The organism is Mesorhizobium sp. M0227 (genome assembly GCF_040321855.1).
Lineage (GTDB): Bacteria > Pseudomonadota > Alphaproteobacteria > Rhizobiales > Rhizobiaceae > Mesorhizobium.
Genome location: NZ_JAMYSJ010000015.1, coordinates 89,886 through 116,512 on the forward strand (window position 1 = coordinate 89,886; position 26,627 = coordinate 116,512).

The 26,627-nt window shown below is 63.4% G+C and carries 28 protein-coding genes; 15 read left to right on the forward strand and 13 right to left on the reverse strand.

The window, feature by feature from the left end; translation table 11 throughout:
- The first annotated feature begins 256 nt into the window (after nucleotides 1-256).
- Nucleotides 257-424 carry a hypothetical protein gene (locus NKJ00_RS20750; protein ID WP_013528833.1) on the forward strand — a complete coding sequence of 56 codons (168 nt, stop codon included), beginning with the start codon at nucleotides 257-259 and terminating at the stop codon, nucleotides 422-424.
- Nucleotides 425-527: 103 nt separating this feature from the next.
- Here NKJ00_RS20750 and NKJ00_RS20755 read toward each other — a convergent pair whose 3' ends face one another.
- The 4 genes from NKJ00_RS20755 to ccmA form a co-directional block, all read right to left on the reverse strand.
- Nucleotides 528-1,109, reverse strand: a complete 582-nt coding sequence (locus NKJ00_RS20755) for a DsbE family thiol:disulfide interchange protein (RefSeq protein WP_352612838.1) — start codon at nucleotides 1,107-1,109, stop codon at nucleotides 528-530.
- Nucleotides 1,106-1,273, reverse strand: coding sequence for a heme exporter protein CcmD (gene ccmD / locus NKJ00_RS20760; RefSeq protein WP_013528831.1), 168 nt, complete (start codon nucleotides 1,271-1,273; stop codon nucleotides 1,106-1,108). Before ccmD ends, NKJ00_RS20755 begins: the two co-directional genes overlap by 4 nt.
- Before the next feature lie 123 nt (nucleotides 1,274-1,396).
- Nucleotides 1,397-2,062 (reverse strand): heme exporter protein CcmB, encoded by a 666-nt coding sequence (gene ccmB / locus NKJ00_RS20765; protein WP_352442575.1) that lies wholly within the window; start codon nucleotides 2,060-2,062, stop codon nucleotides 1,397-1,399.
- A 25-nt stretch (nucleotides 2,063-2,087) separates the two neighbouring features.
- Nucleotides 2,088-2,693 carry a heme ABC exporter ATP-binding protein CcmA gene (gene ccmA, locus NKJ00_RS20770; RefSeq protein WP_352555580.1) on the reverse strand — a complete coding sequence of 202 codons (606 nt, stop codon included), beginning with the start codon at nucleotides 2,691-2,693 and terminating at the stop codon, nucleotides 2,088-2,090.
- 280 nt (nucleotides 2,694-2,973) lie between these two features.
- Between ccmA and acnA the strand changes: the two genes are divergently transcribed.
- Nucleotides 2,974-5,664 (forward strand): aconitate hydratase AcnA, encoded by a 2,691-nt coding sequence (acnA, locus tag NKJ00_RS20775; protein ID WP_352612836.1) that lies wholly within the window; start codon nucleotides 2,974-2,976, stop codon nucleotides 5,662-5,664.
- Nucleotides 5,665-5,752: 88 nt separating this feature from the next.
- Here the strand turns inward: acnA and NKJ00_RS20780 are convergent, their stop codons facing one another.
- Nucleotides 5,753-6,424, reverse strand: coding sequence for a ceramidase domain-containing protein (locus tag NKJ00_RS20780; RefSeq protein WP_128304276.1), 672 nt, complete (start codon nucleotides 6,422-6,424; stop codon nucleotides 5,753-5,755).
- Between the two features lie 172 nt (nucleotides 6,425-6,596).
- Here NKJ00_RS20780 and NKJ00_RS20785 point away from each other — a divergent pair, with 172 nt between their 5' ends.
- Nucleotides 6,597-7,397, forward strand: a complete 801-nt coding sequence (locus tag NKJ00_RS20785; protein ID WP_352612834.1) for a DUF1223 domain-containing protein — start codon at nucleotides 6,597-6,599, stop codon at nucleotides 7,395-7,397.
- 604 nt (nucleotides 7,398-8,001) lie between these two features.
- Nucleotides 8,002-8,388: a DUF2794 domain-containing protein gene (locus NKJ00_RS20790; RefSeq protein ID WP_023811306.1), complete on the forward strand. Its 387-nt coding sequence runs from the start codon at nucleotides 8,002-8,004 to the stop codon at nucleotides 8,386-8,388.
- 155 nt (nucleotides 8,389-8,543) lie between these two features.
- On the opposite strand, the gene NKJ00_RS20795 is transcribed toward NKJ00_RS20790, so the two are convergent.
- The 4 genes from NKJ00_RS20795 to NKJ00_RS20810 form a co-directional block, all read right to left on the reverse strand.
- Nucleotides 8,544-9,116, reverse strand: coding sequence for a GNAT family N-acetyltransferase (locus NKJ00_RS20795; RefSeq protein ID WP_023811307.1), 573 nt, complete (start codon nucleotides 9,114-9,116; stop codon nucleotides 8,544-8,546).
- A 110-nt stretch (nucleotides 9,117-9,226) separates the two neighbouring features.
- The gene (locus NKJ00_RS20800; RefSeq protein ID WP_023811308.1) at nucleotides 9,227-10,006 is read right to left on the reverse strand and encodes a Bax inhibitor-1/YccA family protein; all 780 of its coding nucleotides are present in this window, start codon (nucleotides 10,004-10,006) and stop codon (nucleotides 9,227-9,229) included.
- A gap of 228 nt (nucleotides 10,007-10,234) precedes the next feature.
- Nucleotides 10,235-12,784, reverse strand: a complete 2,550-nt coding sequence (locus NKJ00_RS20805) for an ABC transporter permease (protein ID WP_023811309.1) — start codon at nucleotides 12,782-12,784, stop codon at nucleotides 10,235-10,237.
- A complete protein-coding gene (locus NKJ00_RS20810) occupies nucleotides 12,784-13,479 on the reverse strand; it encodes an ABC transporter ATP-binding protein (RefSeq protein WP_023811310.1) in 696 nt (231 codons plus the stop codon). Before NKJ00_RS20810 ends, NKJ00_RS20805 begins: the two co-directional genes overlap by 1 nt.
- A gap of 84 nt (nucleotides 13,480-13,563) precedes the next feature.
- Between NKJ00_RS20810 and NKJ00_RS20815 the strand changes: the two genes are divergently transcribed.
- Together NKJ00_RS20815 and thpR are read left to right on the forward strand one after the other, a co-directional pair.
- The gene (locus NKJ00_RS20815; RefSeq protein ID WP_128304279.1) at nucleotides 13,564-14,208 is read left to right on the forward strand and encodes an arylesterase; all 645 of its coding nucleotides are present in this window, start codon (nucleotides 13,564-13,566) and stop codon (nucleotides 14,206-14,208) included.
- Between the two features lie 125 nt (nucleotides 14,209-14,333).
- Nucleotides 14,334-14,930 (forward strand): RNA 2',3'-cyclic phosphodiesterase, encoded by a 597-nt coding sequence (gene thpR, locus NKJ00_RS20820; RefSeq protein WP_127382293.1) that lies wholly within the window; start codon nucleotides 14,334-14,336, stop codon nucleotides 14,928-14,930.
- On the opposite strand, the gene NKJ00_RS20825 is transcribed toward thpR, so the two are convergent.
- Nucleotides 14,834-15,352, reverse strand: coding sequence for a low molecular weight protein-tyrosine-phosphatase (locus NKJ00_RS20825; RefSeq protein WP_352630970.1), 519 nt, complete (start codon nucleotides 15,350-15,352; stop codon nucleotides 14,834-14,836). The two genes, thpR and NKJ00_RS20825, sit on opposite strands and share 97 nt — an antisense overlap.
- A 50-nt stretch (nucleotides 15,353-15,402) precedes the next feature.
- Here NKJ00_RS20825 and NKJ00_RS20830 point away from each other — a divergent pair, with 50 nt between their 5' ends.
- The 6 genes from NKJ00_RS20830 (at nucleotide 15,403) to NKJ00_RS20855 (ending at nucleotide 19,311) form a co-directional block, all read left to right on the forward strand.
- Nucleotides 15,403-15,699, forward strand: coding sequence for a 4a-hydroxytetrahydrobiopterin dehydratase (locus NKJ00_RS20830; RefSeq protein ID WP_023811314.1), 297 nt, complete (start codon nucleotides 15,403-15,405; stop codon nucleotides 15,697-15,699).
- Nucleotides 15,700-15,821: 122 nt separating this feature from the next.
- A complete protein-coding gene (locus tag NKJ00_RS20835; RefSeq protein WP_023811315.1) occupies nucleotides 15,822-16,184 on the forward strand; it encodes a YkvA family protein in 363 nt (120 codons plus the stop codon).
- Nucleotides 16,185-16,454: 270 nt separating this feature from the next.
- On the forward strand, nucleotides 16,455-16,958 hold the full coding sequence (locus tag NKJ00_RS20840; RefSeq protein WP_023811316.1) for an invasion associated locus B family protein: 504 nt from the start codon (nucleotides 16,455-16,457) through the stop codon (nucleotides 16,956-16,958).
- Between the two features lie 192 nt (nucleotides 16,959-17,150).
- The gene (gene rlmN, locus NKJ00_RS20845; RefSeq protein WP_127321010.1) at nucleotides 17,151-18,386 is read left to right on the forward strand and encodes a dual-specificity RNA methyltransferase RlmN; all 1,236 of its coding nucleotides are present in this window, start codon (nucleotides 17,151-17,153) and stop codon (nucleotides 18,384-18,386) included.
- Nucleotides 18,387-18,421: 35 nt separating this feature from the next.
- Nucleotides 18,422-18,832: a hypothetical protein gene (locus NKJ00_RS20850; RefSeq protein ID WP_352630973.1), complete on the forward strand. Its 411-nt coding sequence runs from the start codon at nucleotides 18,422-18,424 to the stop codon at nucleotides 18,830-18,832.
- A complete protein-coding gene (locus tag NKJ00_RS20855) occupies nucleotides 18,832-19,311 on the forward strand; it encodes a hypothetical protein (RefSeq protein WP_352612829.1) in 480 nt (159 codons plus the stop codon). Before NKJ00_RS20850 ends, NKJ00_RS20855 begins: the two co-directional genes overlap by 1 nt.
- Before the next feature lie 6 nt (nucleotides 19,312-19,317).
- Here NKJ00_RS20855 and NKJ00_RS20860 read toward each other — a convergent pair whose 3' ends face one another.
- Both NKJ00_RS20860 and NKJ00_RS20865 read right to left on the reverse strand, forming a co-directional pair.
- A complete protein-coding gene (locus NKJ00_RS20860; RefSeq protein WP_127296353.1) occupies nucleotides 19,318-19,959 on the reverse strand; it encodes a LysE family translocator in 642 nt (213 codons plus the stop codon).
- A 125-nt stretch (nucleotides 19,960-20,084) separates the two neighbouring features.
- Nucleotides 20,085-22,160: a putative bifunctional diguanylate cyclase/phosphodiesterase gene (locus tag NKJ00_RS20865; protein WP_352630975.1), complete on the reverse strand. Its 2,076-nt coding sequence runs from the start codon at nucleotides 22,158-22,160 to the stop codon at nucleotides 20,085-20,087.
- 296 nt (nucleotides 22,161-22,456) lie between these two features.
- Between NKJ00_RS20865 and NKJ00_RS20870 the strand changes: the two genes are divergently transcribed.
- On the forward strand, nucleotides 22,457-23,680 hold the full coding sequence (locus tag NKJ00_RS20870; RefSeq protein WP_352612825.1) for an argininosuccinate synthase: 1,224 nt from the start codon (nucleotides 22,457-22,459) through the stop codon (nucleotides 23,678-23,680).
- A 5-nt stretch (nucleotides 23,681-23,685) separates the two neighbouring features.
- Nucleotides 23,686-24,207, forward strand: coding sequence for a hypothetical protein (locus tag NKJ00_RS20875; protein WP_352630977.1), 522 nt, complete (start codon nucleotides 23,686-23,688; stop codon nucleotides 24,205-24,207).
- A 71-nt stretch (nucleotides 24,208-24,278) separates the two neighbouring features.
- Here NKJ00_RS20875 and NKJ00_RS20880 read toward each other — a convergent pair whose 3' ends face one another.
- On the reverse strand, nucleotides 24,279-25,076 hold the full coding sequence (locus NKJ00_RS20880) for a lytic murein transglycosylase (protein WP_128304286.1): 798 nt from the start codon (nucleotides 25,074-25,076) through the stop codon (nucleotides 24,279-24,281).
- A 141-nt stretch (nucleotides 25,077-25,217) separates the two neighbouring features.
- On the opposite strand from NKJ00_RS20880, the gene NKJ00_RS20885 reads away from it, so the two are divergent.
- A complete protein-coding gene (locus NKJ00_RS20885) occupies nucleotides 25,218-26,468 on the forward strand; it encodes a flavin monoamine oxidase family protein (protein WP_352555592.1) in 1,251 nt (416 codons plus the stop codon).
- Nucleotides 26,469-26,627: the final 159 nt, after the last annotated feature.

The following is a 26,627-nucleotide window of genomic DNA, read 5'->3' on the forward strand; positions in this document are numbered from 1 at the left end:
GACGTTAATGCATGTCGCCCAAAAGTGGCCCCGGTTTTGGGAGAACGACATGCATAAAAACAAAGACCTGAAGCGCGTCGCCTGAATCCGTTCAAACGCGACGCGCTTTAGCGCCGCATTAACCGGCTATGCGTTCAGCGCAATGGTGCATTGCAACATCTTCTTTTCGCAATGCACAATTACTATGTCATGCTTCGTATCGATCAAGGGAGGAAGAAACGGCCGCCGAAACGCGGCGCCAAAAAGGAACCTTGCTATGATCCTCGACAGTCTCATGACCCGCGCTCGCAACAGCATTGCCAAGCGCAAGCACTACAACCGCCTGGTCGCCGAAATCGACAGCTTTTCCAGCCGCGATCTGGCCGACATGCGCGCCGACCGCTCGGAAATGCTCTACCAGATCCACAAGCAGATCTACGGCTGAGTATTCGATCGCCTCATCACGTTCGCCATCCTTGGGCGTAGCGACGCGTAGCGTTGCGAAGACCCAAGGATGACGAAGCTACGCGTATAGGCGCGTCGCGACGTCAGTTCGACGCCGCCAGCGCCTTGTCGATCTGTGGCAGTAAGAGATCCCTCGCCGTCTCGGGCGTCAGCGGGCCGACATGCTTGTAGGCGATCTTGCCGTCCTTGCCGATGACGAAGGTTTCCGGCACGCCATAGACGCCCCAGTCGATCGCCGCGCGGCCCGCTTCGTCGACCCCTATCGCCTGGAACGGATTGCCGAGATCGCCGAGGAACCGGCGTGCGTTTTCGGGCCGGTCCTTGTAGTTCAGCGCCGCCATGGTGAAACGCTTGTCCTGCGACAGCGCCAGAAGCACCGGGTGCTCTTCGCGGCATGGCGCGCACCACGACGCGAAGACGTTGACCAATGTGACCTTGCCGGCGAAGGTTTTCGAATCGAGCCCCGGCAGGTTTGACCCCTCCAGCGCCGGCAGGCTGGTTTGCGGTGCAGGCAGGCCGATCAGGGCCGACGGCACTTCCGAAACATCGCGTCCCGACAGCAGCTGCGACAGGAACAGTCCGGCCAGGCCGAGGAAGATCAGCAGCGGCAACAGCACGAACAGGCGACGAGTGCGCGGGGGCGGCGTTTCCGTTTCGATGCTCATGGCTTTGCGACCTTGTCGGAGCGACGCCTCACGCCGGACGCCTCCAGTTCGGCAAGCTCACGCTTGCGCGCCCGCTGGTCGAGCAGGATCCAGCCGATCAATCCGGCCAGCACCACGGCAGTGATGCCATAGGCGGCGGTCACGTAGAGTGCATGCGCGCTCACGCGGCAGGCCCCGCTGAAGTGCGGCCTTCCAAGCCGATCATGTCGCCCAGTCTAGACATGCTTTTCCTTAGCCTCGCTCCGTCGGCTTCGCAATCGGTCGCCGCGCCGCAGTCATACGCCGCGTCAATCCGTGCCATGGCGCAGCGCCAGCGCCGCCGAGACCGGACCCAGCACGCCAAGAAACAGGGTTAGCGCGGCAAGAATGAGGAAGGGCTGCAGAAACGGATCGGGATTGGCGGTCGCCCCATAGCTTGCCGAAACGCCGAAGATCAGCACCGGAATGGTCAGCGGCAGCACCAGTACCGAGATCAGCAGCCCGCCACGCGGCAGCGCCACTGCCACCGCAGCACCGGCGGCGCCGATGAACGTGATTGCCGGGGTGCCGACCAGCAGCGTCAGCGCCGTGGCGCCGATGCCGAGCGGCTCCATGTTCATGAACAGCCCGAGCAGGGGCGCGGCGACCACCAGCGGCAGCACACTGCCCGCCCAATGCGCCAGGCATTTCACCAGCACCGTCAAGGCCAGCATGTGGCGATCATTGCCGAGCACCAGGAGATCGAGCGAGCCATCCTCGCGGTCGGCCTGGAACAGCCGGTCGAGACCGAGCAGGCAGGACAGCAGCGCGCCGATCCACAGGATGGCCGGCCCGATGCGGGCCAGCAGCTTCAGGTCCGGCCCTACTCCGAACGGGATGGTGGCGATGACGGCGAGAAAGAAGATGACCCCGGTCAGCGCCCCGCCGCCCGCACGGATGTTGAGGCGGATGTCGCGCAGGAAGAGGGCTAGCATGGTATGAGATGCTCGCGCGCCATCATCAACCCGTTTCCCCCATCCTCAACTCCATCCCCTCGATCCCCAGCGGCAGATGCGTCGCCGCGACAATCATCCCGCCATCCGTGCAATGCTTGGCCATCAACCCCGCAAACCGCGCCTCCGACGCCTTGTCCAGCCCTGCTGTCGGCTCATCCAGCAACCACAATGGCCGGTGGCTGACCAGCAGTTTCGCGATCGCCGCCCGGCGCCGTTGCCCGGTCGATAGATAGCCGAATGGCAGGTGGCCGATGCCACCGAGCCCGACCGTTTCCAGCGCCTCTTTGACGCCGAGCTGTCCGTCGCCGTTGAAGTCGCGCCAGAAGCGCAAATTCTCCGCCACGCTGAGCGCCGGTTTCATTGCGTTCTGGTGGCCAAGGTAGTGACAGGCCGAGGCAACAGACGGAAACGCTTCGCCGCCACCCTCGATCCTCACGCTGCCTTGCGCCACCGGCAGCAGCCCGGCGATGACCCGCAGCAGGGTCGACTTGCCCGATCCGTTCGGCCCCGTGACGATGAGCGCCCGACACTCCTCCAAGGCAAAATCGATGCCGGAAAACACCGCCTCGCCGCCTCGCTCGCCGCACAGATTTTCGGCGATCAGCCGCATTCCTCGCCTGCCCTGAAACCATGTGTCGCGGCCGCTGCCGCATCGCACAAATTTGCTTTCCAACTGTCTAGAACTATTCCAGAAAATTCTCTATATGCGGTGCATCCGTGCCAGCGGTCGGCACGGGAACAGAATTAGCGCCGAACCAGCGCACGCGCCGCCTTGAACGGCTCGGGTTGCTTGGGAACGGACAGCGGAAATGGCCGTACCCGCACCTTTGCGCGTGATTGCATGCCATCGGCGTCCGTTCCCTTTCAGGCTGAACAGACAAGGATCGCACGTGTCAAAATCCCTCGACAGTTTCAATTGCCGCCGCACGCTGACCGCAGGCGGCGCGGAGTATGCCTATTTCGACCTCATCGAGGCCGAGAAGAACGGCCTCACCGGCATCTCGCAGCTGCCCTATTCGATGAAGGTGCTGCTGGAAAACCTGCTGCGCAACGAAGACGGCCGCTCCGTCACCAAGGAATCGATCCAGGCGGTGGCCGGCTGGCTGACCGACAAGGGCACCGCCGGTGTCGAGATCGCCTATCGCCCGGCCCGCGTGCTGATGCAGGATTTCACCGGCGTTCCGGCCGTGGTCGACCTTGCCGCGATGCGCGACGCCATGGCTTCGCTCGGCGGCGATCCGCAGAAGATCAACCCGCTGGTGCCGGTCGACCTCGTCATCGACCATTCCGTCATCGTCGACGAATTCGGCACGCCGATGGCCTTTGCCCGCAATGTCGAGCTGGAATATGAGCGCAATGAGGAGCGCTACAAATTCCTCAAATGGGGCCAACAGGCGTTCCGCAACTTCCGCGTCGTGCCGCCCGGCACCGGTATCTGCCATCAGGTCAACCTCGAATATCTCGGCCAGGTGGTGTGGACCAACACCGAGGACGGCGAAACGACAGCCTATCCCGACACCTGCGTCGGCACCGATTCGCACACCACCATGATCAACGGCCTTGGCGTGCTCGGCTGGGGCGTCGGCGGCATCGAGGCCGAGGCGGCCATGCTCGGCCAGCCTGTCTCCATGCTTTTGCCTGAGGTGATCGGCTTCCGCCTCACCGGCAAGCTCAAAGAAGGCGTCACCGCCACCGACCTCGTGCTCACCGTCACCCAGATGCTGCGTAAGAAGGGCGTCGTCGGCAAGTTCGTCGAGTTCTTCGGGCCGGGCCTCTCCAACATGACGCTGGCCGACCGCGCCACCATCGGCAACATGGCGCCCGAATATGGCGCCACCTGCGGCTTCTTCCCGGTCGACTCGGAAACCATCCGCTACCTCACAATGTCCGGCCGCAGCGAGGACCGCATCGCGCTGGTCGAGGCTTATGCCAAGGCTCAAGGAATGTGGCGTGAGACCGGCTCGACCGATCCGGTGTTCACCGATCTGCTCGAGCTGGAACTTGGCTCCGTCGTGCCGTCGATGGCCGGACCCAAGCGGCCCGAGGGCCGCGTCGCCCTGGAAGGCATTCCGGAAGGTTTCGCCAAGGCGATGGAGACCGAATACAAGAAGGCCGCCGAAATCTCCAAACGCTACGCAGTCGAAGGCGCCGACCATGATCTCGGTCATGGCGACGTCGTCATCGCCGCCATCACTTCGTGCACCAACACCTCGAACCCGAGTGTGCTGATCGGCGCCGGCCTCCTGGCCCGCAACGCCAACCGCCTCGGTTTGAAGCAGAAGCCATGGGTGAAGACCTCGCTGGCGCCGGGCAGCCAGGTGGTCGCCGAGTATCTGGAGAAATCCGGCCTGCAGAAGGAACTCGATCAGATCGGCTTCAACCTGGTCGGTTTCGGCTGCACCACCTGCATCGGCAATTCCGGCCCGCTGCCGGCGCCGATCTCGAAGACCATCAACGACAAGGGCCTGATCGCTGCCGCGGTCTTGTCCGGCAACCGCAACTTCGAAGGCCGCGTCTCGCCCGACGTGCAGGCGAACTATCTGGCCTCGCCGCCGCTGGTCGTCGCGCACGCGCTGGCCGGCACCGTCACAAAGGACCTGACCACCGAGCCGCTCGGCGAGGACAAGAACGGCGAGCCGGTCTACCTCAAGGATATCTGGCCGAGCTCGGCCGAGATCCAGGAGTTCATCGAGAAGAACGTCACCCGCGAGCTGTTCGCCCGCAAATATGCCGACGTCTTCAAGGGCGACGAGTACTGGCAGAACGTCAAGGCGCCGGAAGGCCAGACCTATGCCTGGGACGACAACTCGACCTATGTGCAGAACCCGCCCTATTTCGCTGGCATGACATCAGGTTTCGGCAAGATCGGCGACATCAAGGGCGCCCGCGTGCTTGGCCTGTTCGGCGACAAGATCACCACCGACCACATTTCGCCGGCGGGTTCGATCAAGGCGGCCTCGCCGGCCGGCAAATACCTCACCGATCACGGTGTCGGCGTCGCCGACTTCAACCAGTACGGCACAAGGCGCGGCAATCACGAGGTGATGATGCGCGGCACCTTCGCCAACATCCGCATCCGCAACCACATGCTGGGCGAGAACGGCCGCGAGGGTGGCTACACCATCCACTACCCGTCGAAGGAAGAGGAATCGATCTACGACGCGGCGATGGAGTACAAAAGGGAAGGCGTGCCGCTGGTTGTCTTCGCCGGCGTCGAATACGGCAACGGCTCGTCGCGCGACTGGGCTGCCAAGGGTACCAATCTCCTCGGTGTCCGCGCGGTCATCGCCCAGTCCTTCGAGCGCATCCATCGCTCGAACCTGGTCGGCATGGGCGTTATCCCCTTCGTCTTCGAGGAAGGCACCTCATGGGCATCGCTCAACCTCAAGGGAGACGAGCTGGTCGAGATCGACGGCTTGAGCACCATCAAACCGCGCCAGACGATGATCGCCAAGGTCACCTATGGCGACGGCACGGTGAAGAATGTGCCGATCATCTGCCGCATCGATACGCTGGATGAGCTCGATTACTTCAAGAACGGCGGCATCCTGCAATACGTGCTGCGCGATCTTGCTGCTTAGTAAGGGAGTAGGGCAGTAAGGGAGTAGGGAAGGTGAAGACCTATTCCCCTATTCCCCTATTCCCCTATTCCCCTATTCCCCTATTCCCCTATTCCCCTACCTTCGGCTTCCCAAACCGCGCCGCTGCCGCCAAAAGCACGCTGAGCATCACGCCGTTGAGGATGTGCCAGAGGAAGTGCGTTCCGAGCGGAAAGCTGCCGCAGACCACCGGGTCGATCATCCGGCAGATGACGGACACGACGAAGATCGCCGAGCCCGCCAGATTATACCAGCCGGCGCGATTGCCGCTCACCGTCACCCAGACACCGAAGAAGGCGAGCGCCAGGAACGGCGGCAGATAGCCCGTCGTACCGTTCGACGCCTGGCGCAGCCAGTCCGGCACGGCAAGGGTTATCGCCCCGGCAAGCACATAGAAGGCAATGAAGATGGCGATGGCCTTGCCCCATCGCATGCCGAGGAAGCGGCGTAAATTGAACAGCGTGTAGGCCAGCGTGAAGCCGGCGATCGGCAGCACGTCGGCCCAGACCGTGCCCTTGGTGGCAAAGGTGTGGAAGATCGTCGAACCGATGCCGATCGCCACCACCCACCAGGCCAGCACCTCGGCGAAGGCGCCGGTGCCCAGCCTTCGCACCTCGCGCACGCCCCACAGGCCGGCGGCGATGAAGGCGAGGTTGGTCAGGGCGTTGACGGGTTCGGACCAGAATTCCGGGCCGGTCCGCTCGCAATAGAGGTCGACCGGCGCCAAAAACGTTTGCCACATCGTGATTGCCGCCCGAATCGGTTTCTATCCTGAAGCGCAGATCCTTCCTATTGCGGGGTTGCGGTCGGCTGCAATGGCAAAATTTCACCGCAACGTGACTTCCCGTTGACTTCCGGTTCTGCCACATATTTTAGCAATCAAGATAAAGCCGGCACCACCGGCGGGAATCGGAATGGCCATGGCCTCGCGAAAATCATTGTGGCTGGCAGCTCTTGCGCTGGCCTTCTCGGCGTCTGCCGGCGCCGGGCATGCCGGCGAATCCGATCGCGCCCATGCCGACCGGGTCCAGATCGACAGGCTCCAGATCGACAGGCCATTGGGCGTGGTCGAACTGTTCACCAGCCAGGGCTGCAGTTCCTGCCCGCCGGCCGATACGCTGTTCTCCGAACTTGCCGCTAAGGAAGATATCGTCGCGCTCGCCTATCACGTCGACTATTGGGACTATCTCGGCTGGCAGGACACGCTGGCACGCAAGGAGAACACCGAGCGGCAATACGACTACATGCGCGCCTTCGGCAGCCGCTCCGTCTATACGCCGCAGGCCGTCATCAACGGCCGTGTCCACGTCAACGGCGCCAGCCGCGGCGAGGTCGATGGCGCGCTCGCCCGCATGGCCAAGAACGGCGAAGGCATGCGCGTCGCCGTCAAGGTCAGCCGCACCAGCGACCGTGTGACGATCGACGCCGGTGATGCCGGCAACGGCCCCAGCGACGCCCATGTCGTCATCGTCTATTTCGACCCGCCGCAGACGGTCAAGGTCGGCGAGGGCGAGAATACCGGCCGCAAGATGACCTACTGGAACGCCGTCACCGGGATTCAGACCGCTGGCATGTGGCATGGCAAGGCACAGCGCTACGAGCTGCCGATGAGCGAGATTGCCAAAAAGGGCGGCTGCGCCGTGCTGCTGCAGTCGGTCGGCAAGGACGGCATGCCCGGTCCTATTCTCGGCGCCGCGTTCATCCACAAGCCGTAACGGACGCCGGCGCCCCCATCTTCGCTAGGACTGTGGATGGGAGGCCCCTCATCCGGCCGCTTCGCGGCCACCTTCTCCCCGAGGGGAGAAGAGGTAAAGCGCCGCCGCGATCTCCTCTCCCCTCGGGGAGAGGTCGGATTGTCCCGAATTGCCCCTTCGCAATTCGGTTGGCAATCCGGGTGAGGGGGACGCGACGCTCGGTGAAACCGCACTCGACTCACCACCCAATAAAAAACCGACGTCAGCTTGCTTCTGACGTCGGTCATTTAGGTTTTGGGATCGTCGCACCCGGTTCTTCCGAGGAAGAGCCGAGGTTGGTTCGATCCGACGCAGACCCGTGGGCGGGGGGCTTGGGGTTTACGAGCCGGTGCCGGACCGAACCGTCTCAGGCAACACCGGTAAATTCGTCGGACATTGGGGCATGAGCGCGGATAAAAAAAGGCAGAAATGTGGCGGAACATCACCAATTCCAACACGGCGTTTCATAAAAGTGACTGGACGTGACGAAAACGGCGCGGCGCGGGGCTCGGTTCGCTAGGCCTTGCAATTCAGTCGCGAACACGCCAACTTTGGTTGGCAAAGATTCATTTTGAAGGATCGAGGCATGACGGATGACAGCGGCGGGACGGGGGATGGGGACGCATCCGCGATATTGATCCCGCTGCACGAGGCACGACGCGAACGTCTCGATCAGCCGGTACGGTTTGACCGCCGCGAGTTGGACCAGATCCTCAGGCTCTACGGACGCATGGTCGCTGCCAATGAATGGCGCGACTACGCCATCGATCATCTTGCGGACCGCGCCGTGTTTTCCGTATTCCGCCGCACCAGTGAAGTGCCGCTGTTCCAGATCGTCAAGGATCCGAAACTGGCCCGCAAGCAGGGCGCTTTTGCCGTCATCGCCGCCGGCGGCCGCATCCTGAAACGCGGTCAGGAACTTGGCCGCGTGCTTGGTGTGTTCGACAGCAAGCTCAAGGTTGTAGAGGCTTGAGCTACGGAATTGAAGAAACTGGAGAATTGAAGAATTGGGCACTCGACGCCTGATGTAACCGCCTTCTTCTTCAGTTCTTCAGTTCTTCAGTTCTTCAGTTCTTCAGTTGTTCAGTTCTTCAGTTGTTCAGTTCTTCAGTTCCCCGATTCCTCGCTTCAGTCCCCTTTAAGACGAAACTTCCGCTCCGGCAGCGAGCTCGGATCGGGCGGCGCCGAGGCACCGCCATTCAGCGACAGCTGCATGAACACCGTGTCCAGCCAGCGCCCATGCTTGTAGCCGGAACCTTCGAGGCGTCCCGAATAGCGAAAGCCGAGCTTTTCGTGCAGCCGCACCGAGGCACTGTCGGGACGGCCATCGCCGATCACCGCGATGATCTGGCGAAAGCCCGCCGTCGTCACTGCCTCGATCAGGCTTTGCATCAGCTTGAGCCCGACGCCCTGGCCCTTGGCCTCGGGCGCGACATAGACCGAATCCTCGACGATGAAGCGATAGGCCGGGCGCGGCCGGAAGGCGCCGGCATAGGCGTAGCCGAGAACAGTGCCGTCCTTCTCCGCCACCAGGTAAGGAAAGCCGCCGGCCATCAGGCTGTCGAATCGAACACCCATCTCCGCGCGGCTCGGCGGCTCCAGCTCATAGCTCGCCGTGCCTTGGGTCACCGCGTCGGCATAGATGGCCGTGACGCTGTCGAGGTCGGCCACCGTGACAGGCCGGATCGTAATATTGCTCATTGTTTATGCATGTCGTTTCTCTGCTCGCAATAACAGCAAAGGCCAAGACAAAAGAAAAGGGCGGCCGTTGGGCCGCCCTTCTGGAACTCGATGGTCCAAGCGCTGCTGTACTAGCGGCGGTCGCCCATGAACTGCAGCAGGAACATGAACAGGTTGATGAAGTCGAGATAGAGCCTCAGCGCGCCCATGATCGCCTTGCGGCCGGCGACATCGGTAGCATCGCCCTCGAAATACATCTCCTTGATCTTCTGCGTGTCATAGGCGGTGAGGCCGGCGAAGACCAGCACGCCGATCGCCGACACGGCGAAAGACAGCGCCGACGACTGCAGGAAGATGTTGATCACCGACGCGATGATGATGCCGAACACGCCCATGATCAGGAACGAGCCCATTGCCGTCAAGTCGCGCTTGGTGGTGTAGCCGAACAGCGACAGCGCGCCGAAAGCGGCGGCGGTGGCGAAGAAGGTCTGCGAGATGCTTGCCGTGGTGTAGACCAGGAAGATCGACGACAGCGACAGGCCGACGAGACCGGCATAGACCCAGAACGTGGTCTGCGCGGCAGCGACGCTCATCGACTGAATCCTGAACGACAGGAAGAACACGGCGGCCAGCGGCGCCAGCATCACCACCCAGCGCAGCGGCGAACCGAAGATCGCGTAGCCGAACGAGGTCAGCATCTCGCCGCTTGGCAGCGTCGCGACAGCCGAAGCCGGATCGGTGGTGGTGGCCAGCATGATCGTGCCGACAGCGGCAAGACCAGTGATGAGGAGGCCAAGCCCCATCAGATTGTAAACCTTGATCATGTAGGCGCGCAGGCCCTGATCGATGTCGGCACCGACGCTGACGCCGGGCACGGCGCGCGTCTGGTAGTTGCGAATGGGATCAGCCATTGTAGTCCTCTATTGCTTCCACCCCGTCCGGTGTCAGGTCCTTCCGGACCCAGGCGCCGCTGGCAGGGCTCCAGCATGCCTGTGGCGAAATATGATGGTTATTCGCGTCAAGAACAAGACCGTAACCGGATGTAACGGTTCGTGAGAGGGCGAAGTGCCGATTCCTCGGCTTTTCGGAGGGCTTTCTTACCAAGATTTAATCCAGGATGCCCATTTCCGGGCCTGTCGTCACAAATTGCGCAGCACCGGTGCTGCCTTGTGGCCGAGCACCCGCCAGGTGCCGGCGAGACCAATGCCGACCGTGACCACCAGCGAAAACAGAATGGTTGCCACCGCCACCTCCGGCATGAAATGCGACGGCAATGTCATGATGCGCGCGACGACGAACCAGGCGGCAGCACTGCCCGCTGCCAGCGCGAAGATGGCGGTGGCCAGCCCGATCAGCATATATTCGAGCGAGAAGGCCGATATCAGCGTCGTGCGTGTCGCACCCAGCGTCTTCAACACCACCGCATCATGGATGCGCGCCCGGTTGCCGGCTGCAAGCGCGCCGGCCAGCACCAGCACCGAGGCGATCAGCGCCACGCCAGCGGCGGCCCGGATCGCCGTGCCGAGTTGCCCGACCAACCGGTTGACGACATCGAGCGCGTCCTTGACCCGCACCGTCGTCACCGCGGGGAAGGCGCGGGTGACGGCGTTGAGGATGCGGGCGTCGTCGGCCGTCGAGGCACTCTTTTCGGTCAGCGTCGCCATCCAGCCATGCGGGGCGCCTGCGAATGTGTTGGGCGAGAAGACCATGACGAAATTGATGCCCATCGTCTCCCATTCGACCTGGCGGAAATTGGCGATCCTGGCGGTGACATTGCGGCCCAGCACATTGACGGTGATGGTGTCGCCGAGCTTCAGCCCGATCTCCTTGCCTTCTTGCGCCGAAAACGAAACCAGCGGTTCGCCGCTGTAATTTTCGGGCCACCAACTGCCCTCGGTCAACGTCGCGTTCTCCGGTTGCCTGGTGTCATAGGTCAGGCCGCGGTCCCCCCTCAGCACCCAGGCGCCTTCCGCCGGCACTTTCACCTTGTCGACATCGACACCGTTCAGCGCCATCACCCGGCCGCGCAGCATCGGCACCTTGGCCAGCACGCCCTGCGGGGCCTCCTTGCCGATCAGCGCCGAGAAAGACGCGACATCGGCGCTCTGGATGTCGACGAAGAAGAAGTTCGGCGCCCGTTCCGGCAGGCTGCCGGAGATCTGCCGCCTGAGATTGCCATCGATCAGCGCCAGCGTCACCAGCAGCGTCAGGCCAAGCCCCAGGGACAGCACCACCGATGGCGTCAGGGCGCCTGGCCGATGAATGTTGCCGATGGCGAGCCTGAGCGCCACGAAGCGCACGCGCGGGCTTTTCCTGGCCGCCCATTGCACCAGTGCGCCGACCACGCGCAGCACCAGGAAGGCGAAGACGGTAGCGCCGACAAAAATCGAGGCTATGCGCTGGTCGCCCGAGAACAGAATGGCCAGCGCCGCAAGCAACAGCGCGATGCCTATGGCGGCCGCGACATAAGCGGGGCGCGGCAAGCCGCGGCCTTCCAGCCCCATTTCGCGAAACAGCGCGGTTGCCGGCACGTCGCGGGCGCGGCCGAGCGGCAGCAGCGCGAAAGCCAACGTCACCAGCAGGCCGAACAGCGCCGCCATACCGAGCGCGCCGGGATAGAAGCCGCCTTCGGCAGGCACCGGAATGACGGATTGCAAGGCCGCACTCGCCGCGAACGGCATCAGTGCGCCGAGCACAAGGCCCAGCACGATACCCAATCCGGCTATGATCAGGATCTGCACGAGATAGACGGCAAAGACGAAGCCGCCCGAAGCGCCCAGGCTCTTGAAGGTGGCGATGACGCCGCGCTTGCCGTCGAGATAGGCGCGTACCGCATTGGCGACGCCCACGCCGCCGACCACCAGCGCCGTCAGCCCGACCAGGGTCAGGAACTGCGAGAAACGTTCAATGTTGGACGACAGCGCGGGCGCCGCGTTGCTGCGTGTGCGGATCGACCAGCCTGCTTCGGGGAAATCCGTGGCGGCCTTGTCCTGGACGGCTTTCAGCCGCACCTCGTCGGCGTCTGCCGGCAGCCGGATCTTGTAGGCATTCTCGACCAGGCTGCCCGGCTGGATCAGTCCAGTGGCCGCCAGTCCGTCGGTCGAGATCATCAGCCTTGGGGCGAAGCCGAAACCGTCGGACACGGCGTCCGGTTCGGCGACCAGCCTGGCGCGCAGTTCGAAAGTGGCGGTGCCGAGCTTCAGCCGGTCGCCGATCTTGACGTGCAACCGCTCGAACAGAAGATCGGGTGCCGCCGCACCGAAGACGCCGAACTCTTCGCCGAACAGTTCCTGTTTCGACAGTGCCGGCTCGGTCTCCAGCGTGCCATAGAGCGGATAGGCATGGTCGACCGCCTTGGCCTCGACCAGCGCCTGGTCGGATCCGTCGGCCAGACGCGCCATCGAACGCATGCTGGCGGTCCGGGAAACCGTGCCGAGCCCGTCAAGGAAGCTGCGCTCCGCCCGGCTGGCGTCACGCTGGTTGATCTGGAAGCGAAGATCGCCGCCGAGCAGCGTCTGGCCCTGATTGGCGACACCGGCGGTGATCGAACGCGCCACCGAGTTGACGCCGCCGATGGCCGCGACGCCGAGCGCGATGCAGGCGAGGAAGATCAGGAAGCCGGACAGGCCGCCGCGCATCTCGCGCAGTGAGAAGCGGACCGCGAGCCTCAACGTCCGGGACAGCGGCATCAGGCCGTCACCTTGACGGGGGCCGGTGCCTCGATCCGGCCCGAGCGCATCGAAACCTGGCGCGAACAGCGCGCCGCGAGCGCCGGATCATGGGTCACCAGCACCAGCGTCATGCCGCGCTCGGCCGCCTTGGCAAACAAGAGGTCGGCGACCTGCCGCCCGGTCGCCTGGTCGAGATTGCCGGTCGGCTCGTCGGCGATCAGGATGCGCGGCGACGGCGCCAATGCGCGGGCGATCGCCACGCGCTGTTGCTCGCCGCCCGACAATTCGCCGGGATAGTGGGTGACGCGGTCGCTGAGGCCAACCGCCGCCAGCTCGCGCGCCGCCACCGAAAACGGATCGGCATGGCCGGCCAGTTCCAGCGGCACCGCGACATTTTCCAGCGCCGTCATGTTGGGAATGAGATGAAAGGACTGGAACACGATGCCAATGTTTCGGCCACGAAACGAAGCAATCTGGTCCTCGCTTTTGCCGTTGAGCAGCTCACCGGCGATTCGGACCGTACCCGAATCGACCCTTTCCAGGCCTGCCAGGACCATCAGCAATGTCGACTTGCCGGAACCCGAAGGCCCTACGATGCCGGTCGCCTCGCCCGTCGCCACATCAAGGCTGACACCCTTCAGCACATGGACCGATGAAGCGCCCTCGCCAAGGGTCAGGGATACATCTTTCAGCGCGATGACGGCTTCTGTCAAAATGAAATCGTCCTATATCTGGAAAGGCTCTGCTTGCCGGAAGCCGTCGACTGAAGAATTCCTAGCTCATATGGGGCCTGCCGCATGTCTTTCAAACGCAGTATTGCCGCAGGCTTGATGGTTTTCCTCGCCATCAGCGGCGCCATGTCGTCGGCGAGCGCCGAGCCGTTCAAGATCGTCGGCTTCGGTGACAGCCTGATGGCGGGCTTCGGTCTTGGCCCGGACCAGGGCTTTACCGACAGGCTGCAGGCCGCGCTTGGCGCCAGGGGCCAGGATGTGATCGTCGCCAATGCCGGCGTCTCCGGCGACACGACGAGCGGCGGCCTGGCTCGGCTCGACTGGTCGGTGCCGGACGGCACGCAGCTTGTCATCCTCGAACTCGGCGCCAACGACATGCTGCGCGGCGTTTCGCCCGACATCACCAGGAAGAACCTCGACGAGATGCTGAGCAAGCTGAAGCAGCGCAAGATTGCCGTGCTTCTGGCCGGCATGCGTGCCGCACCCAATCTCGGTCCCGACTACCAGAATGCGTTCGACGCCATTTTTCCGGACCTGGCGAAGAAATACGAAGTCGTGCTCTACCCGTTCTTTCTCGACGGCGTCGCCGGCCAGCCCGGCATGCAACTCGAGGACGGCCTGCATCCGAGCGCAAAAGGCGTCGACCAGATGGTCGAACGCATCCTGCCGACGGTAGAGAAGGTGATCGCGGCAGTGCCGGGCGATTCCTAGCGGATTGGAACTGTTTCCGCCCGGCAAGCTTTTAACAGGGACTGTGGCCAACAAACCTCTTGCTCCGTTTGACTATCGATGATTCGCTATAGGTGACAGTTCGATTCGAGGAAGGGAGGCTCTTCATGCCGCGTCTTTTCACCGCCCTCGAAATTCCGCGTGACGCTGCCCTTTCGCTGTCCCTGCTGCGGGGCGGCTTGCCGGGAGCCCGCTGGATCGATGTCGAAAACTACCATCTGACGCTGCGCTTCATCGGCGATGTCCCCGGCCATGTCGCCGACGAGATCGCCAACGCGCTCGACCGCGTCCACCGCCCTTCCTTCTCGCTGGCGCTGTCCGGCGTCGGCGCTTTCGGCCAGAAGAAGCCGCATGCGGTGTGGGCGGGTGCTTCCGCCTCGCCCGGTCTGGCTGCCCTTCAGGGCGAGATCGACCGCATCTGCCAGCGGCTAGGCATCCCGGCCGATCCGCGCAAGTTCATGCCGCATGTGACGCTGGCGCGCTTACGCAATTCGACTCCGCTGGACGTCGCCCAATATCTGTCGGCGCGCGGCAATTTCTCGACGCTGCCGTTCCGCATCGGCCGTTTCGTGCTGATGTCGTCGCGCGATTCGGTCGGCGGCGGACCCTACATCGTCGAGGAAGCCTGGCCGCTGTCAGGCACGGACGCCCGCGCCTCCAGCCTTGTCGCCAGCGCCTCCGACGCCTCGCGGATCATGCGATAGGCGGAAGCGAAGGCTTCTGCCTCGTCATGATAAGGATCCGGCACGTCGCGTGACTTTCCCTGCGCGAACTCCAGGAACAGATGGATGCGGTCCTGCACGGCCGCCGGCGCCAGCGCCTTCAGGTCGGCGACATTCGACCGGTCCATGCCGAGGATCAGGTCGAAACGGTGGAGGTCCTGCGGCGTGACCTTGCGCGCCCTCTGCCCGGAAATGTCGACGCCGTGCCGCATGGCGACCGCGATCGCGCGTCGATCGGGGGCAGAGCCGGCCTCCCAGTCACTGGTTCCCGCTGAATCGAGCAGGATATCCCGGGCCGACCCGCGCTCGGCCCAAACGGCGCGGAAGACACCTTCCGCCAGCGGCGACCGGCAGATGTTGCCGAGGCAGACGAAGAGAATGGAATTTATGGGCTTCGCGCTCATCGATCCGTCGCTATGGTGAGGGTCGTTTTCGAATAGCACAGGATATGGACATGGCGAGAGAGAAACTGGGTAGGCAAGCCGCTGAAGCCGCATTGACCGGTCTCGACGGCTGGGCGCTGGCGGAAGACGGCGCTTCCATCAAGCGCACATTCACCTTCGCGAATTTCTCCGAGGCTTTCGCCTTCATGACCCGCGTCGCGCTTGCCGCCGAGACGATGGACCATCATCCCGACTGGTCGAATGTCTACAAGACAGTCGACGTGACCCTGAACACTCACGACGCCGGCGGCGTCACCGCGCTCGATATCGATCTAGCCAAGAAAATGAACCGTTTTGCCGGCGCCTGAGGCCTGGTATCGCCTCGGGAGGCCCAAATCGGCACCGGCATCTTGTAGCGGGGGTCGGGTTTCACCACATTTTCCCCGCGGGCATGCGCCGGAAGCGCATGGGCGCTCGCAAGGAGAAACTGATGGCGCAACAATCCGGTTTTGATTTCTTCGGCTTTGGCAGCAAGCTGGCAGACGAGAGCCAAGTGCGCGAGAAATTCTGGCGCACAGCCAAGAAGGCCGCGCGGCAGATCCCCTTCATGGAAGAGGTCGTGGCCGCCTACTACTGCGCCATGGACAAGAACACGCCGCTGCGCGCCAAAGGCATTCTGTTGGCCGCGCTCGGTTATTTCGTGCTGCCGGTGGATGTCATCCCCGACTTCGTCTTCGGGCTTGGCTTCACCGACGACATCGCCGTGCTCACCGCCGCGATCACCGCCGTCAGTGCCCACATCACCACTGCGCACCGGCAGGCGGCCAGGGACGCCATGGCCGACAAGGGCTAAACACGCGCACGGAACGCCGTTGAAGCCGGCTTTCCGCGGCAGCGTAAAAAGTCAAACTCTTGCCGCTTTCGTGGCCTCCAAGTCGCCAAAGGGATGTCGCGCCAGCCGCTCGCAAGGCGGCGGCGCGGGAATGGCGGCGGTTTCCTCGGGGTGAGGGTCCTTTTCTCTTCGGAAATTCACCGTTTGGTAACCCAGATTAAATCAAAATGAAGCGACGGGCAGGACGCCAAGCCGGCCTGCCTCCGCACCATTTGGAATACGGGAAAAGCGATGCGCGGATTGATTGCTATAGTTTCGAGTCTGGTCCTGGTGGCCGTGGCAGCCCCGGCGCTGGCGCAGTCGGCGACCAAGATCGGCCAGCACAATGCCTGGGGCACCTACAGCTACCAGGCATCGGGCGGCAAGGTCTGCTATGTCCTGACCGTGCCGACCGACAAGCAGCCGCCGACGCTCGACCATGGCGACATGTTCTTCTTCGTCAGCCAGCGGCCCGGCCAGCAAGTGTCGTACGAGCCGCAATTCATTGCCGGCTACAACTTCCAGGACGGCTCCAAGGCCACCGTGACCATCGATAAGAAGACGTTTTCGATGTTCACCCGCGGCAAATCGGCCTGGGTCGAGAATGCCGCCGAGGAGCCGGTGCTGATCGCCGCCATGAAGACCGGCACCGACATGAAGGTGACGGCGAAGTCCGGCCGCGGCAATCCCACCTCCTATGTCTTCTCCCTGAAAGGTATTTCGGCGGCGCTGACGTCGATTGCCAAGTGCAAATAGGCTAGGCTTTGTTTTGAGTGAAAGGCCGGGCCGCAAAGCCCGGCCTTTCGTTTTTGGGTCTGTTGGTGGATCTCTGGCGAGGGTGCATCATCGCACTCCGCATGACTCTGCCTTCAACCTGTGCTATGCGCCGCGCTTCCTTTCCGGCACGATGCGTGAAATCGGCCGCAAACCGCTTATATCAGTGCAACCATGACCCTTTCATTCGATCTCACCACTGACGGCGCCCGCGACGCGTTGCGTGCCCGCGCGGCACAGCCCGAAAAGCCGTCGCTGATCGGCCTGACGCGGGTCGAACTCGCCGAGGCTCTGGTTGCATCAGGCACTGTGCCCGAGCGCCAGGCGAAAATGCGCGCCCAGCAGCTGTGGCACTGGATGTATGTGCGCGGCGTCTCCGATTTCGCCGGCATGTTCAACATTTCCAAGGATCTGCGAGCCGAGCTGGACAAGCATTTTACCGTCGCCAGGCCCGAGATCGTCGAGGAGCAGATTTCCGCCGACGGCACGCGCAAATGGCTGTTCCGCTTCCCGCCGCGCGGCGCCGGCCGGCCGGTCGAGATCGAGACGGTCTATATTCCCGAAGAGGGTCGCGGCACGCTGTGCATCTCCTCGCAGGTGGGCTGCACGCTGACCTGCTCGTTCTGCCACACCGGCACGCAGAAGCTGGTGCGCAATCTGACGGCTGAAGAGATCCTCGCCCAGCTACTCACCGCCCGCGACCGGCTCGGCGATTTCCCTGACCGCGACACGCCCGACGGCGCCATCGTGCCGGCCGAAGGCCGCAAAGTGTCCAACATCGTCATGATGGGCATGGGCGAGCCGCTCTACAATTTCGAGGCGGTGAAGAAGGCGCTGCTGATCGCTTCCGACGGTGACGGCCTGTCCCTGTCGAAGCGGCGCATCACGCTGTCGACCTCCGGCGTCGTGCCGGAAATCTTCCGCACCGGCGAGGAGATCGGCGTCATGCTGGCGATCTCGCTGCATGCCACCAATGACGATCTGCGCGACCTGCTGGTGCCGATCAACAAGAAGTATCCGCTCAACGAACTGATCGCCGCCTGCCGCGCCTATCCCGGCCTGTCGAACGCCAAGCGCATCACTTTCGAATATGTGATGCTGAAGGACGTCAACGATTCCATCGAGGACGCCAAGGGCCTGATCAAGCTGCTCAAGGGCATTCCGGCCAAGATCAACCTGATCCCGTTCAACCCGTGGCCGGGCACCAACTATCAGTGCTCGGACTGGGAGACGATCGAGAAATTCGCCGATTACATCAACAATGCCGGCTATGCCTCGCCGATCCGCACGCCGCGCGGCCGCGACATTCTCGCCGCCTGCGGCCAGCTCAAATCCGACTCCGAGCGCATGCGCAAGGTCGACCGGCTGGCGCTGGAAGCGATGATGATTGCGGGGCACGGCGAGGCGTGAGCCGCCCCTTCGCCTGGCTAAGACGCTTCGCCATCATGGCGGTCGGCTATGTCGCCGCGGTGCTAACTTCGATCCTGGTGCCGGTGCTGCTGATCGCTCTTCTGGAAGGCATCGAAGACGGCAATTGGTCCATCATTTTGGCCTTCGACTGGCTGGGCTCGTTCCCGCTCGCCGTGTTGACCGTAATGATCGGCGCGCTGTTGATCGTCGGCCCGGCGCTCTTTATCGCCGAACGGTTTTCACTTCGGGGATGGTTCTACTTCGCCGCCACCGGCGCGATCACGTCCATCGCCTTTGGCGTATCCATGCCGCGCTCGGCCAGCAGCTTTGTTTTCAATCCGGGCTTTCTGGGTTTTCTCGCCACCGCCGGCATTGCCGCCGGTTCGGTCTACTGGCTTCTGGCTGGACGCAGATCCGGCACGCGACAGACTCTGGGCAGAGATTGATGGCGCGTCTCGTCGGCTACCTCGTCCGTTTCACTGTCATCCTGTTCGGCTATGCCGTCGCCTCGCTGGCGGCGAGTGCCTTCCTCAACATCCTGTTCCTGGCATCGCTCGGCTACACGCCGGAACATGCGCACCCGACGGCGACGGCTTCCCTGTATTTCTCAATTCCCTTCGCCGCCCTGTTCGTCGCCTATTTCGCCCTGATGCCGGCCTCTGTCGTCATCCTGCTTGCCGAAATCCTGGGCCGGCGCGACTGGCTGTTCTATGCGCTGGCAGGCGCGGTGGTTGCCGGTGTTTTCCTCGGGCTTGCCGACCGCAGCGATGACACCGCCTTCATCGTCAGGGACACCAGCGCCATCATGGCCGTGATCGGCAGCGGCATGGTCGGTGGTATCTTTTACTGGCTCAGCGCCGGGCGCTGGGCCGCAAGCTGGTGGCAAGGCGAACCAGGCTCAAAAGAGGATGGCCGGACAGGATGACGGCGCCTACTTCGCCTGGGCCGTCAGGATCTTGAGGGCGAAGGCGGAGAACACGCCGGCAAACAGATAGTCGACCACCCGCGTGACGCGCGGGCTGGCCTTCATCGCCGCCGAAAACTTTTCCGCCGCCAGCACCATCGGCACCGTCACCGGCACCGACAGCACGATGAACATCAGCCCAAGGAAAAACAGCTTTCCCGGTGCGTTCGGATCATGCGCGGAGACGAACTGCGGCAGGAAGGTCATGAAGAACAGGATGATCTTCGGGTTGAGCAGATTGACGCCGAGGCCCGCCGCCCAGCTGCGCAACAGCGAAATCTCGGGGCCTGTCTTCTTCTCCGGCGAAAATGCCGAGCCCCTGGTGATTGCCTGCCAGGCCAGGAAGACGAGATAGCCGGCGCCGAAGATCTTCAGCACGAAGAAAGCCATCGGCGAGGCGACGATCAGCGCCGAGACGCCGACCACCACCAGCGTGGTGTGGATGAGCGTGCCGCACAGCGCGCCAGCCATCGAGGCAAAGCCGGTGGCACGGCCCTGGCTCAGCGTGCGCGAGACGAACAGGGTCATGTCCGGCCCCGGCGTGATCGCCAGGATGACCGTGGCGATGGCGAACTGGATCAGCGTGGTGGTGTCTGGAATGAACGACATGAGCGGCCCCAAGGGATTGCGAGGCCTATACAGGATGCGCCATGACGATGCCAGACACAGCAGCGACCCGATCTCGATCCAGCAGGCGTCCGCACGGCATTCGCTGGACGGCCGGCCGCGGCGTCCTATGCCTGCCTGCTCAGCCGCATCCTCGCCGGCTCCTCCGCGACGAGTTGATCGTTGCGGACATCGGCGTCCCCGGTGATCTGGTCGATCGGCTTGGGCCGGCCGAGGAAATAGCCTTGCGCCTCGTTGCAGCCTTCGACCTGCAGGATGGTGAGCTGGACATGCGTCTCGACGCCTTCGGCAAGCACCGGAATGTCGAGGCTGCGGCCCAGCGTCAGCACCGCCCGGATGATGGCCTTGGCCTGCGGGCTTCGCTCGACGTCAGCCATGAATGAACGGTCGAGTTTGATCTTGTCGAACGGAAACGAGCGCAGCGTATCGAGCGACGAATAGCCGGTGCCGAAATCGTCGATCGCGATGGTCACGCCCAGCGCCTTGATCTGGCGCAGGACATGCAGCGTCCGCACCTTGTCGGCGACGATCGTCGATTTGGTCAGCTCCAGCTCCAGGCGTTTCGGCGACAGCCCGGTCTCGACCAGTATCTGGTGGACGAGCTTGGCGAGATCGGCATGGGCGAACTGCACCGGCGACAGATTGACCGCGATCTTGTGGCCATTGTCCCACGAGGCCGCCTGGCGGCACGCGGTCCGCAGCACCCATTCGCCGATCGCCATGATCGAGCCGTTCTCCTCGGCAATCGGGATGAATTCGGCGGGCGGGATCATGCCGTGCACCGGATGGGTCCAGCGCAGCAGCGCCTCGTAGCCGCAGGTAGCGCCGGTCGGGACCGAGGTCTGCACCTGATAGTGAAGCGAAAGCTCGCCGCGGTCGATCGCCTGGCGAAGGTCGGTGGCCAAGGCACGGCGCGCCCGCGCCGTCTCGTCCATGGCGGATTCGTAGAAGCAGACGGCTCGCGTGACGTCGTTCTTCGCCCGGTACATGGCAAGATCGGCATTGCTGACCAGCCGCTCGCGGTCGGCCCCGTCGCGCGGATAGACGGCGACGCCGATGCTGGCGCCGGCGGCGATTTCGAAATCGTCGAGCCGCAACGGCTCGAACAGGGATTTCTCCAGCCGCGAGACCAGCCCGAGAAGGTCCTTCTGATCCTTGAAGCGCTTGATCGCGGCGAACTCGTCACCGCCGAGCCGGGCGACGAATTCGCCCTCGCCGATGAGTTTCGATAGCCTGCGGGCGACGATCTTGAGCGCCTGGTCGCCGGCCGCATGCCCCCTGAGGTCGTTGATCTCCTTGAAGCGGTCGAGATCGATGACGATGACCGCCGTCATAGTGTCCTCGCCCTCGCATGCCCGGTCGATTTCATGGTCAAGGCGGTCGTTGAAGGAGACCCGGTTGGGAAGGCCGGTAAGGGCGTCGTTGAGGGCGAGATGCTGAAGCCGCTCGAAGCTCTCCAAACGACCACGCTCATCGATCAGATAGCTGGCGAAGCCGGTAGCCGCGACGATCAGGCCCACCACGGCGACGGCGACCGCCATTGCCACCAGAATATCGGGATTGGTGCCTGTGCTGATGAAGGACAGCGGCGTCACCGCCACCGCGGCCATAGCCGTGAAATGCAGGCCGACGATCGCCAGCACCAGCAGCCCGATGGCGAGATAGTGCGACCAGCGGTATGGCCGGCGCACGGCATGGCCGACGGCCAGGGCGGAGAACACCGCCGAGATGACCAGTGAGGCCACGACATAGGGGCCGTCCCATTCGACGATGCCGGCAACGTGATAGGCCATCATGCCGGTGTAGTGCATGGCCGAGATCGCCAGGCCGACGACGACGCCGCCCCATTCCGGGGCCAGGCGCCGGCTCTTGCCGGATGCGAGGGTGAAACCCAGCCCGGTGCCGGCGATGGCGATGACCAGGGATGCCATGATCAGGACCGGATCGAAGGTGATCGGCGCGCCGGGCTGGTAGGCTAGCATGGCGATGAAATGGGTGCACCAGATCGACGAGCCGGCGGCGACCGCGGTCAGGAACAGCCAGCCCTTCATCTGCACGCCGGTGGTTTTTCTCGAACGGTCGAAGAGGCCGATCGTCACCCAGCAGCCGGTGACGCACATCAGTGCCGCCAGCAGGACAAGCCACAGATTATGCTCCATGGCGATGCATGATATAACGCGCATCAAGAACGGCCCGAGCCCGAGGACACCCGCGACAAGGCAGGCAAGAAGCCGCCCGAAATGGTCGAGACGGCTTTGTCGCGAATGTTAGCGGCACGGCGTGAAAACTTGATTAAGTCCTTCCGGCAAATGCAGCCTTTGATTGCAGCAGGTTGTTTCCGCTGCCGGCGGCCACCGGCCATGCGCTGGACCAGAAGCCATGCATGCACGCGTGCTTGCTCGCTCTGCCGTTCCTGCTAAAAGGCGCTGCGACAATCCGTGACGCCCAGGCTGGGGCGTCCGCCATCGACGGAGTAGAAATGTCCAAGGCCAAAGACGTCAAGAAGGTCGTGCTCGCCTATTCCGGCGGTCTCGACACATCCATCATCCTGAAATGGCTGCAGACTGAACTCGGCGCCGAAGTCGTGACTTTCACCGCCGATCTCGGCCAGGGCGGCGAACTCGAGCCGGCCCGTCGCAAGGCCGAGATGATGGGCATCAAGGACATCCGCGTCGTCGACGTGCGCGAGGAATTCGTCGCCGACTTCGTCTTCCCGATGTTCCGCGCCAACACCGTCTATGAAGGCACCTATCTGCTTGGCACTTCGATCGCGCGGCCGCTGATCTCCAAGCATCTGGTCGATATAGCCCGGGAAACCGGCGCCGACGCGATCGCGCATGGCGCCACCGGCAAGGGCAACGATCAGGTTCGCTTCGAGCTTTCAGCTTACGCACTGAACCCCGATATCAAGGTCATCGCGCCGTGGCGCGACTGGACGTTCAAGTCGCGTACCGACCTGATGAATTTCGCCGAGCAGCATCAGATCCCGGTGCCGAAGGACAAGAAGGGCGACGCACCTTTCTCGGTCGACGCCAACCTCTTGCATTCGTCCTCCGAGGGCAAAGTGCTGGAAGACCCGTGGGTGGAGCCGCCGGAATTCGTTCATCAGCGCACCGTTTCGCCGATGGACGCGCCGGACAAGGTCACCGAGATCGAGATCGAGTTCCTGAAGGGTGATCCGATCGCGCTGAACGGCAAGAACCTGTCGCCGGCGACCATGCTGGCGGCACTCAACGATCTTGGCCGCGACAATGGCATCGGCCGGCTCGACCTGGTCGAGAACCGCTTCGTCGGCATGAAATCGCGCGGCGTCTACGAAACACCAGGCGGCACCATCCTGATCGCCGCCCATCGCGCCATCGAATCGATCACGCTCGACCGAGGTGCCGCCCACCTCAAGGACGAGTTCATGCCGCGCTACGCCGAGCTGATCTACAACGGCTTCTGGTTCGCGCCCGAACGGCTGATGCTGCAGGCGATGATCGACAAGAGCCAGGAAGACGTCGAAGGCACGGTGCGCCTCAAGCTCTACAAGGGCAATGTCATGGTCACCGGCCGCAAGTCGAAGAAGACGCTTTATTCGGATGCGCTGGTCACCTTCGAGGACGACCGCGGCGCCTACGACCAGAAGGACGCCGCCGGCTTCATCCGCCTCAACGCGCTGAGGCTAAGGACGCTGGCCGCGCGCAGCCGCACCAAGTAGCGCGGATGCGCGGTTTCGGTCGCTGCTTGGCGCCGCTGGTTGTTCTGGCGACGCCGGCCGCCGGCCAGGAGTTCGACCCCGCCTCTCTCGACCTTCCGGCCCTGATCGAGTGCAGGGCGGACGTTCCGACCTACAACGACTTTGCCCTGTGGCTGTCCAGCGCACCAGGTGCCGTTGAAACGCTTGGCTGGAAGGAGGTTGCCTCGGGCAATCCGTTTCTCAGCCAATACGAACTGCCGGCCAAAATCCGCGTGTTCAACCGCGAGACGGGATCGATCGTGTTTACCGCAGCCGGGCCGATGGCCGTGCTCGATGGCATTGCGGCGCCAGAGCTTGCCAGGGAGCTCAATGTCATTGCCGTTTTTTCGACGCCGGAAAAATTCCTTGGCGAGAAGGTCGTTGTCCAAAGCACCGAAGAGTCGGAAGGATTGACCTTCTCCACGGGCATCAAGCTCAACGTCTCGACCGTCGAGTCGCACCCCGGCAAGACGCTGGCGGGCTGCTCCTACACGCTCGAAATCAAATGAAACCCGACATTCGCGCCGGGTTTCCGATCAAGTCAAAAATAGCCGGGGCCTTCTGCCCGGAGCATGATCCGTCAATCGCCGTCGATCGCCGTGGCAATGCGGGCGATGGCCTGCTGATAGACGCTCGCGGAATTCCAGCCGGCAATCGCGCCCATATTCGCACTCGCGCTCGCGCCCGCCCGCCAGCCATGCCCCTTGAGGAAGTTGGCGGTGGAAGCCAGCGCCGTGCTCTTGTCGCGCAGGTTTCCGCCACCGACGCCATATTTCAGGACGTTTCCGGGCAGGAACTGCGTGTGTCCGATCTCGCCATGCGCGGCCCCGACCGACGAGGCTGTCAACGCCCCGCGATCAACCAGCTTCAGGGCTGCGATGGCATGCGGGTAGAAGAACCCCGGCCGGCGGCAATCATAGGCAAGCGTCAAAATGGCAGAGACGGTGTTCTGGTTGCCCATGGCCGAACCGAAGCCGGTTTCCATACCCCAGATGGCGAGCAACACGCCCGGCGACACGCCGTAATTCGCTTCGATCTTGGAGAACAGCGCCGCATTCGACTTTTTCAGCGACCGGCCCTTGGAAATAATCGCTGCACCACCACGACGCCGCATGAAATCGTCCACCGAGCCGCTGAAGGCCTTGTGAATGCCGCGGTCGACTGAGATCGTCTTTGTCGCGTAGTTTGCCCCGGCCAGAGCGGCCAGCCCCTTGGCGCCTACACCTTCCGACCTGGCCTGCGCGGCAAAGTCCTGCTTCCAGGCGTCGAAGCCGGCGCCGGTCTTGCCGCAGCTGGCTGCCGCCTGTGCGCCCGTCGCCAGCGCAAGCACCGCCACCACGGCCGCTGCAAACATCTTTCCCTTGGCAAGAATTGCCATGTTGATCTCCTGGTTGCCTGAATCACGTCCCAATTGCGAACTTGCCAGCGAAACGCGCACTTGTCACTGTCACCGCTGCAATGCTGGCGAATGCCGTGGAATTTGCCTAGGATCAAGTGATTATTGTGGCAGGGGGGCTGCATGCAAGACGTTGATGTCGTCATCATCGGTGCCGGCTCGGCGGGTCTTGCCGCCGCCAGGAGCTTGCAGGCGGCGGGGCTTTCCTTCACGCTGCTCGAAGCGATAGACCGAATCGGCGGGCGAGCCTGGACCAGCGACCAGCATTTCGGCGTGCCTTTCGACATCGGCTGCGCCTGGCTGCATGCGGCCGACCGCAATCCCTATTTTCCCGAAGCCCAGGCGGCAGGCTGGACGTTGCATCATCACGACATGAACGTCGATCATCTCTACTACCGCGAGCGCAAGGCGAGCGAAGCGGAAGAAGCCGACATGAAGGCCGCCGACGCAAAGCTGTTCGAACTGCTGGCCAAGCATGAAGTGAAGGACGGAGATGACGATCGTCTTTCGGCGCTGTTGGCAAAAGGCCATGCACCGCGCGCCGCCGCCACCTTCGCCGGGCCGATGGATTTCGGTGCCGACGAGGACGAAATCTCGATCCTCGACTTCCAGGCCGCTGCCGATCTCGACCCGAACTACTTCAGCAAGGAGGGCCTTGGCGCGCTGGTGGCGCGTTTCGGCGCCGGCGTGCCGGTCGAACTTTCGACGCCGGTGCGCAAGATCCTGTGGGACGTGCCGGGCGTCGCCTGCGTCACCGATCGCGGCACCGTCCGCGCCAAGGCGGTGATCGTCACCGCTTCGCCGGCGGTGCTCGCCTTCGAGGAGATCGCGTTCTCGCCGGCCTTGCCAGACACGCATTTCGGCGCCTTCTTCGACCTGCCGATGGGCATGCTGACCAAATTGCCGGTCGAAATATCGGGCACCAGGCTCGGGCTGCAGCCCTTCGACGACCTGCTGATCGAACGGATGGCCAGGCACGACATCTATTTCCTGTGCTTCCCGTTCGACCTCGATCTGATGGTCGGCTTCGTCGGCGGCGATTTCGCCTGGGAAATGTCGGCGGCCGGCGAGGCGGCCGGCATCGACTTCGTCGTCGACCGGCTGTGCGGCATCTTCGGCGGCGATACGCGCAAACATGTCGGACGCGCCATGATGACCAATTGGGGCGGCGAGCGCTTCGTACGCGGTGCCTATGCCGCCGCTCGCCCCGGCCGTTCACTGGCGCGCGCCGCACTCATGCAGCCGGTGGCCGACAAGATCTTCTTCGCCGGCGAGCACCTGGCCGGTCCACTGATGCAGACCTGCGGCGGCGCACGGCTGTCGGGCGAAGCGGTGGCAAGACAGGTTGTCACCCAGCTTGCGGCGAGGACATGATCCGAACCGAAGGACGGAACCAACGACAGGTGGAACCTGGTCTTCGCTTTGCGAAACCTCGTTCTGCAGAGATTATGTTCCAACAAGTTCGACAAAATGCGGAACGCCGCGCGGCTGTTCGCGTTGGGCACGGGCCGCCGTGAACATCTATGTCACCTC

What these genes read in the sequence shown, in the direction of transcription:
- NKJ00_RS20750 (WP_013528833.1), top strand. Translation starts at nt 257, where the DNA reads ATGATCCTCGACAGTCTCATGACCCGCGCTCGCAACAGCATTGCCAAG.
- NKJ00_RS20755 (WP_352612838.1), bottom strand. Translation starts at nt 1,109, where the DNA reads ATGAGCATCGAAACGGAAACGCCGCCCCCGCGCACTCGTCGCCTGTTC.
- ccmB (WP_352442575.1), bottom strand. Translation starts at nt 2,062, where the DNA reads ATGCTAGCCCTCTTCCTGCGCGACATCCGCCTCAACATCCGTGCGGGC.
- ccmA (WP_352555580.1), bottom strand. Translation starts at nt 2,693, where the DNA reads ATGCGGCTGATCGCCGAAAATCTGTGCGGCGAGCGAGGCGGCGAGGCG.
- NKJ00_RS20780 (WP_128304276.1), bottom strand. Translation starts at nt 6,424, where the DNA reads ATGTGGCAAACGTTTTTGGCGCCGGTCGACCTCTATTGCGAGCGGACC.
- NKJ00_RS20785 (WP_352612834.1), top strand. Translation starts at nt 6,597, where the DNA reads ATGGCCATGGCCTCGCGAAAATCATTGTGGCTGGCAGCTCTTGCGCTG.
- NKJ00_RS20790 (WP_023811306.1), top strand. Translation starts at nt 8,002, where the DNA reads ATGACGGATGACAGCGGCGGGACGGGGGATGGGGACGCATCCGCGATA.
- NKJ00_RS20795 (WP_023811307.1), bottom strand. Translation starts at nt 9,116, where the DNA reads ATGAGCAATATTACGATCCGGCCTGTCACGGTGGCCGACCTCGACAGC.
- NKJ00_RS20800 (WP_023811308.1), bottom strand. Translation starts at nt 10,006, where the DNA reads ATGGCTGATCCCATTCGCAACTACCAGACGCGCGCCGTGCCCGGCGTC.
- NKJ00_RS20805 (WP_023811309.1), bottom strand. Translation starts at nt 12,784, where the DNA reads ATGCCGCTGTCCCGGACGTTGAGGCTCGCGGTCCGCTTCTCACTGCGC.
- NKJ00_RS20815 (WP_128304279.1), top strand. Translation starts at nt 13,564, where the DNA reads ATGTCTTTCAAACGCAGTATTGCCGCAGGCTTGATGGTTTTCCTCGCC.
- thpR (WP_127382293.1), top strand. Translation starts at nt 14,334, where the DNA reads ATGCCGCGTCTTTTCACCGCCCTCGAAATTCCGCGTGACGCTGCCCTT.
- NKJ00_RS20825 (WP_352630970.1), bottom strand. Translation starts at nt 15,352, where the DNA reads ATGAGCGCGAAGCCCATAAATTCCATTCTCTTCGTCTGCCTCGGCAAC.
- NKJ00_RS20830 (WP_023811314.1), top strand. Translation starts at nt 15,403, where the DNA reads ATGGCGAGAGAGAAACTGGGTAGGCAAGCCGCTGAAGCCGCATTGACC.
- NKJ00_RS20835 (WP_023811315.1), top strand. Translation starts at nt 15,822, where the DNA reads ATGGCGCAACAATCCGGTTTTGATTTCTTCGGCTTTGGCAGCAAGCTG.
- NKJ00_RS20840 (WP_023811316.1), top strand. Translation starts at nt 16,455, where the DNA reads ATGCGCGGATTGATTGCTATAGTTTCGAGTCTGGTCCTGGTGGCCGTG.
- rlmN (WP_127321010.1), top strand. Translation starts at nt 17,151, where the DNA reads ATGACCCTTTCATTCGATCTCACCACTGACGGCGCCCGCGACGCGTTG.
- NKJ00_RS20850 (WP_352630973.1), top strand. Translation starts at nt 18,422, where the DNA reads ATGGCGGTCGGCTATGTCGCCGCGGTGCTAACTTCGATCCTGGTGCCG.
- NKJ00_RS20855 (WP_352612829.1), top strand. Translation starts at nt 18,832, where the DNA reads ATGGCGCGTCTCGTCGGCTACCTCGTCCGTTTCACTGTCATCCTGTTC.
- NKJ00_RS20860 (WP_127296353.1), bottom strand. Translation starts at nt 19,959, where the DNA reads ATGTCGTTCATTCCAGACACCACCACGCTGATCCAGTTCGCCATCGCC.
- NKJ00_RS20865 (WP_352630975.1), bottom strand. Translation starts at nt 22,160, where the DNA reads ATGCGCGTTATATCATGCATCGCCATGGAGCATAATCTGTGGCTTGTC.
- NKJ00_RS20870 (WP_352612825.1), top strand. Translation starts at nt 22,457, where the DNA reads ATGTCCAAGGCCAAAGACGTCAAGAAGGTCGTGCTCGCCTATTCCGGC.
- NKJ00_RS20875 (WP_352630977.1), top strand. Translation starts at nt 23,686, where the DNA reads ATGCGCGGTTTCGGTCGCTGCTTGGCGCCGCTGGTTGTTCTGGCGACG.
- NKJ00_RS20880 (WP_128304286.1), bottom strand. Translation starts at nt 25,076, where the DNA reads ATGGCAATTCTTGCCAAGGGAAAGATGTTTGCAGCGGCCGTGGTGGCG.
- NKJ00_RS20885 (WP_352555592.1), top strand. Translation starts at nt 25,218, where the DNA reads ATGCAAGACGTTGATGTCGTCATCATCGGTGCCGGCTCGGCGGGTCTT.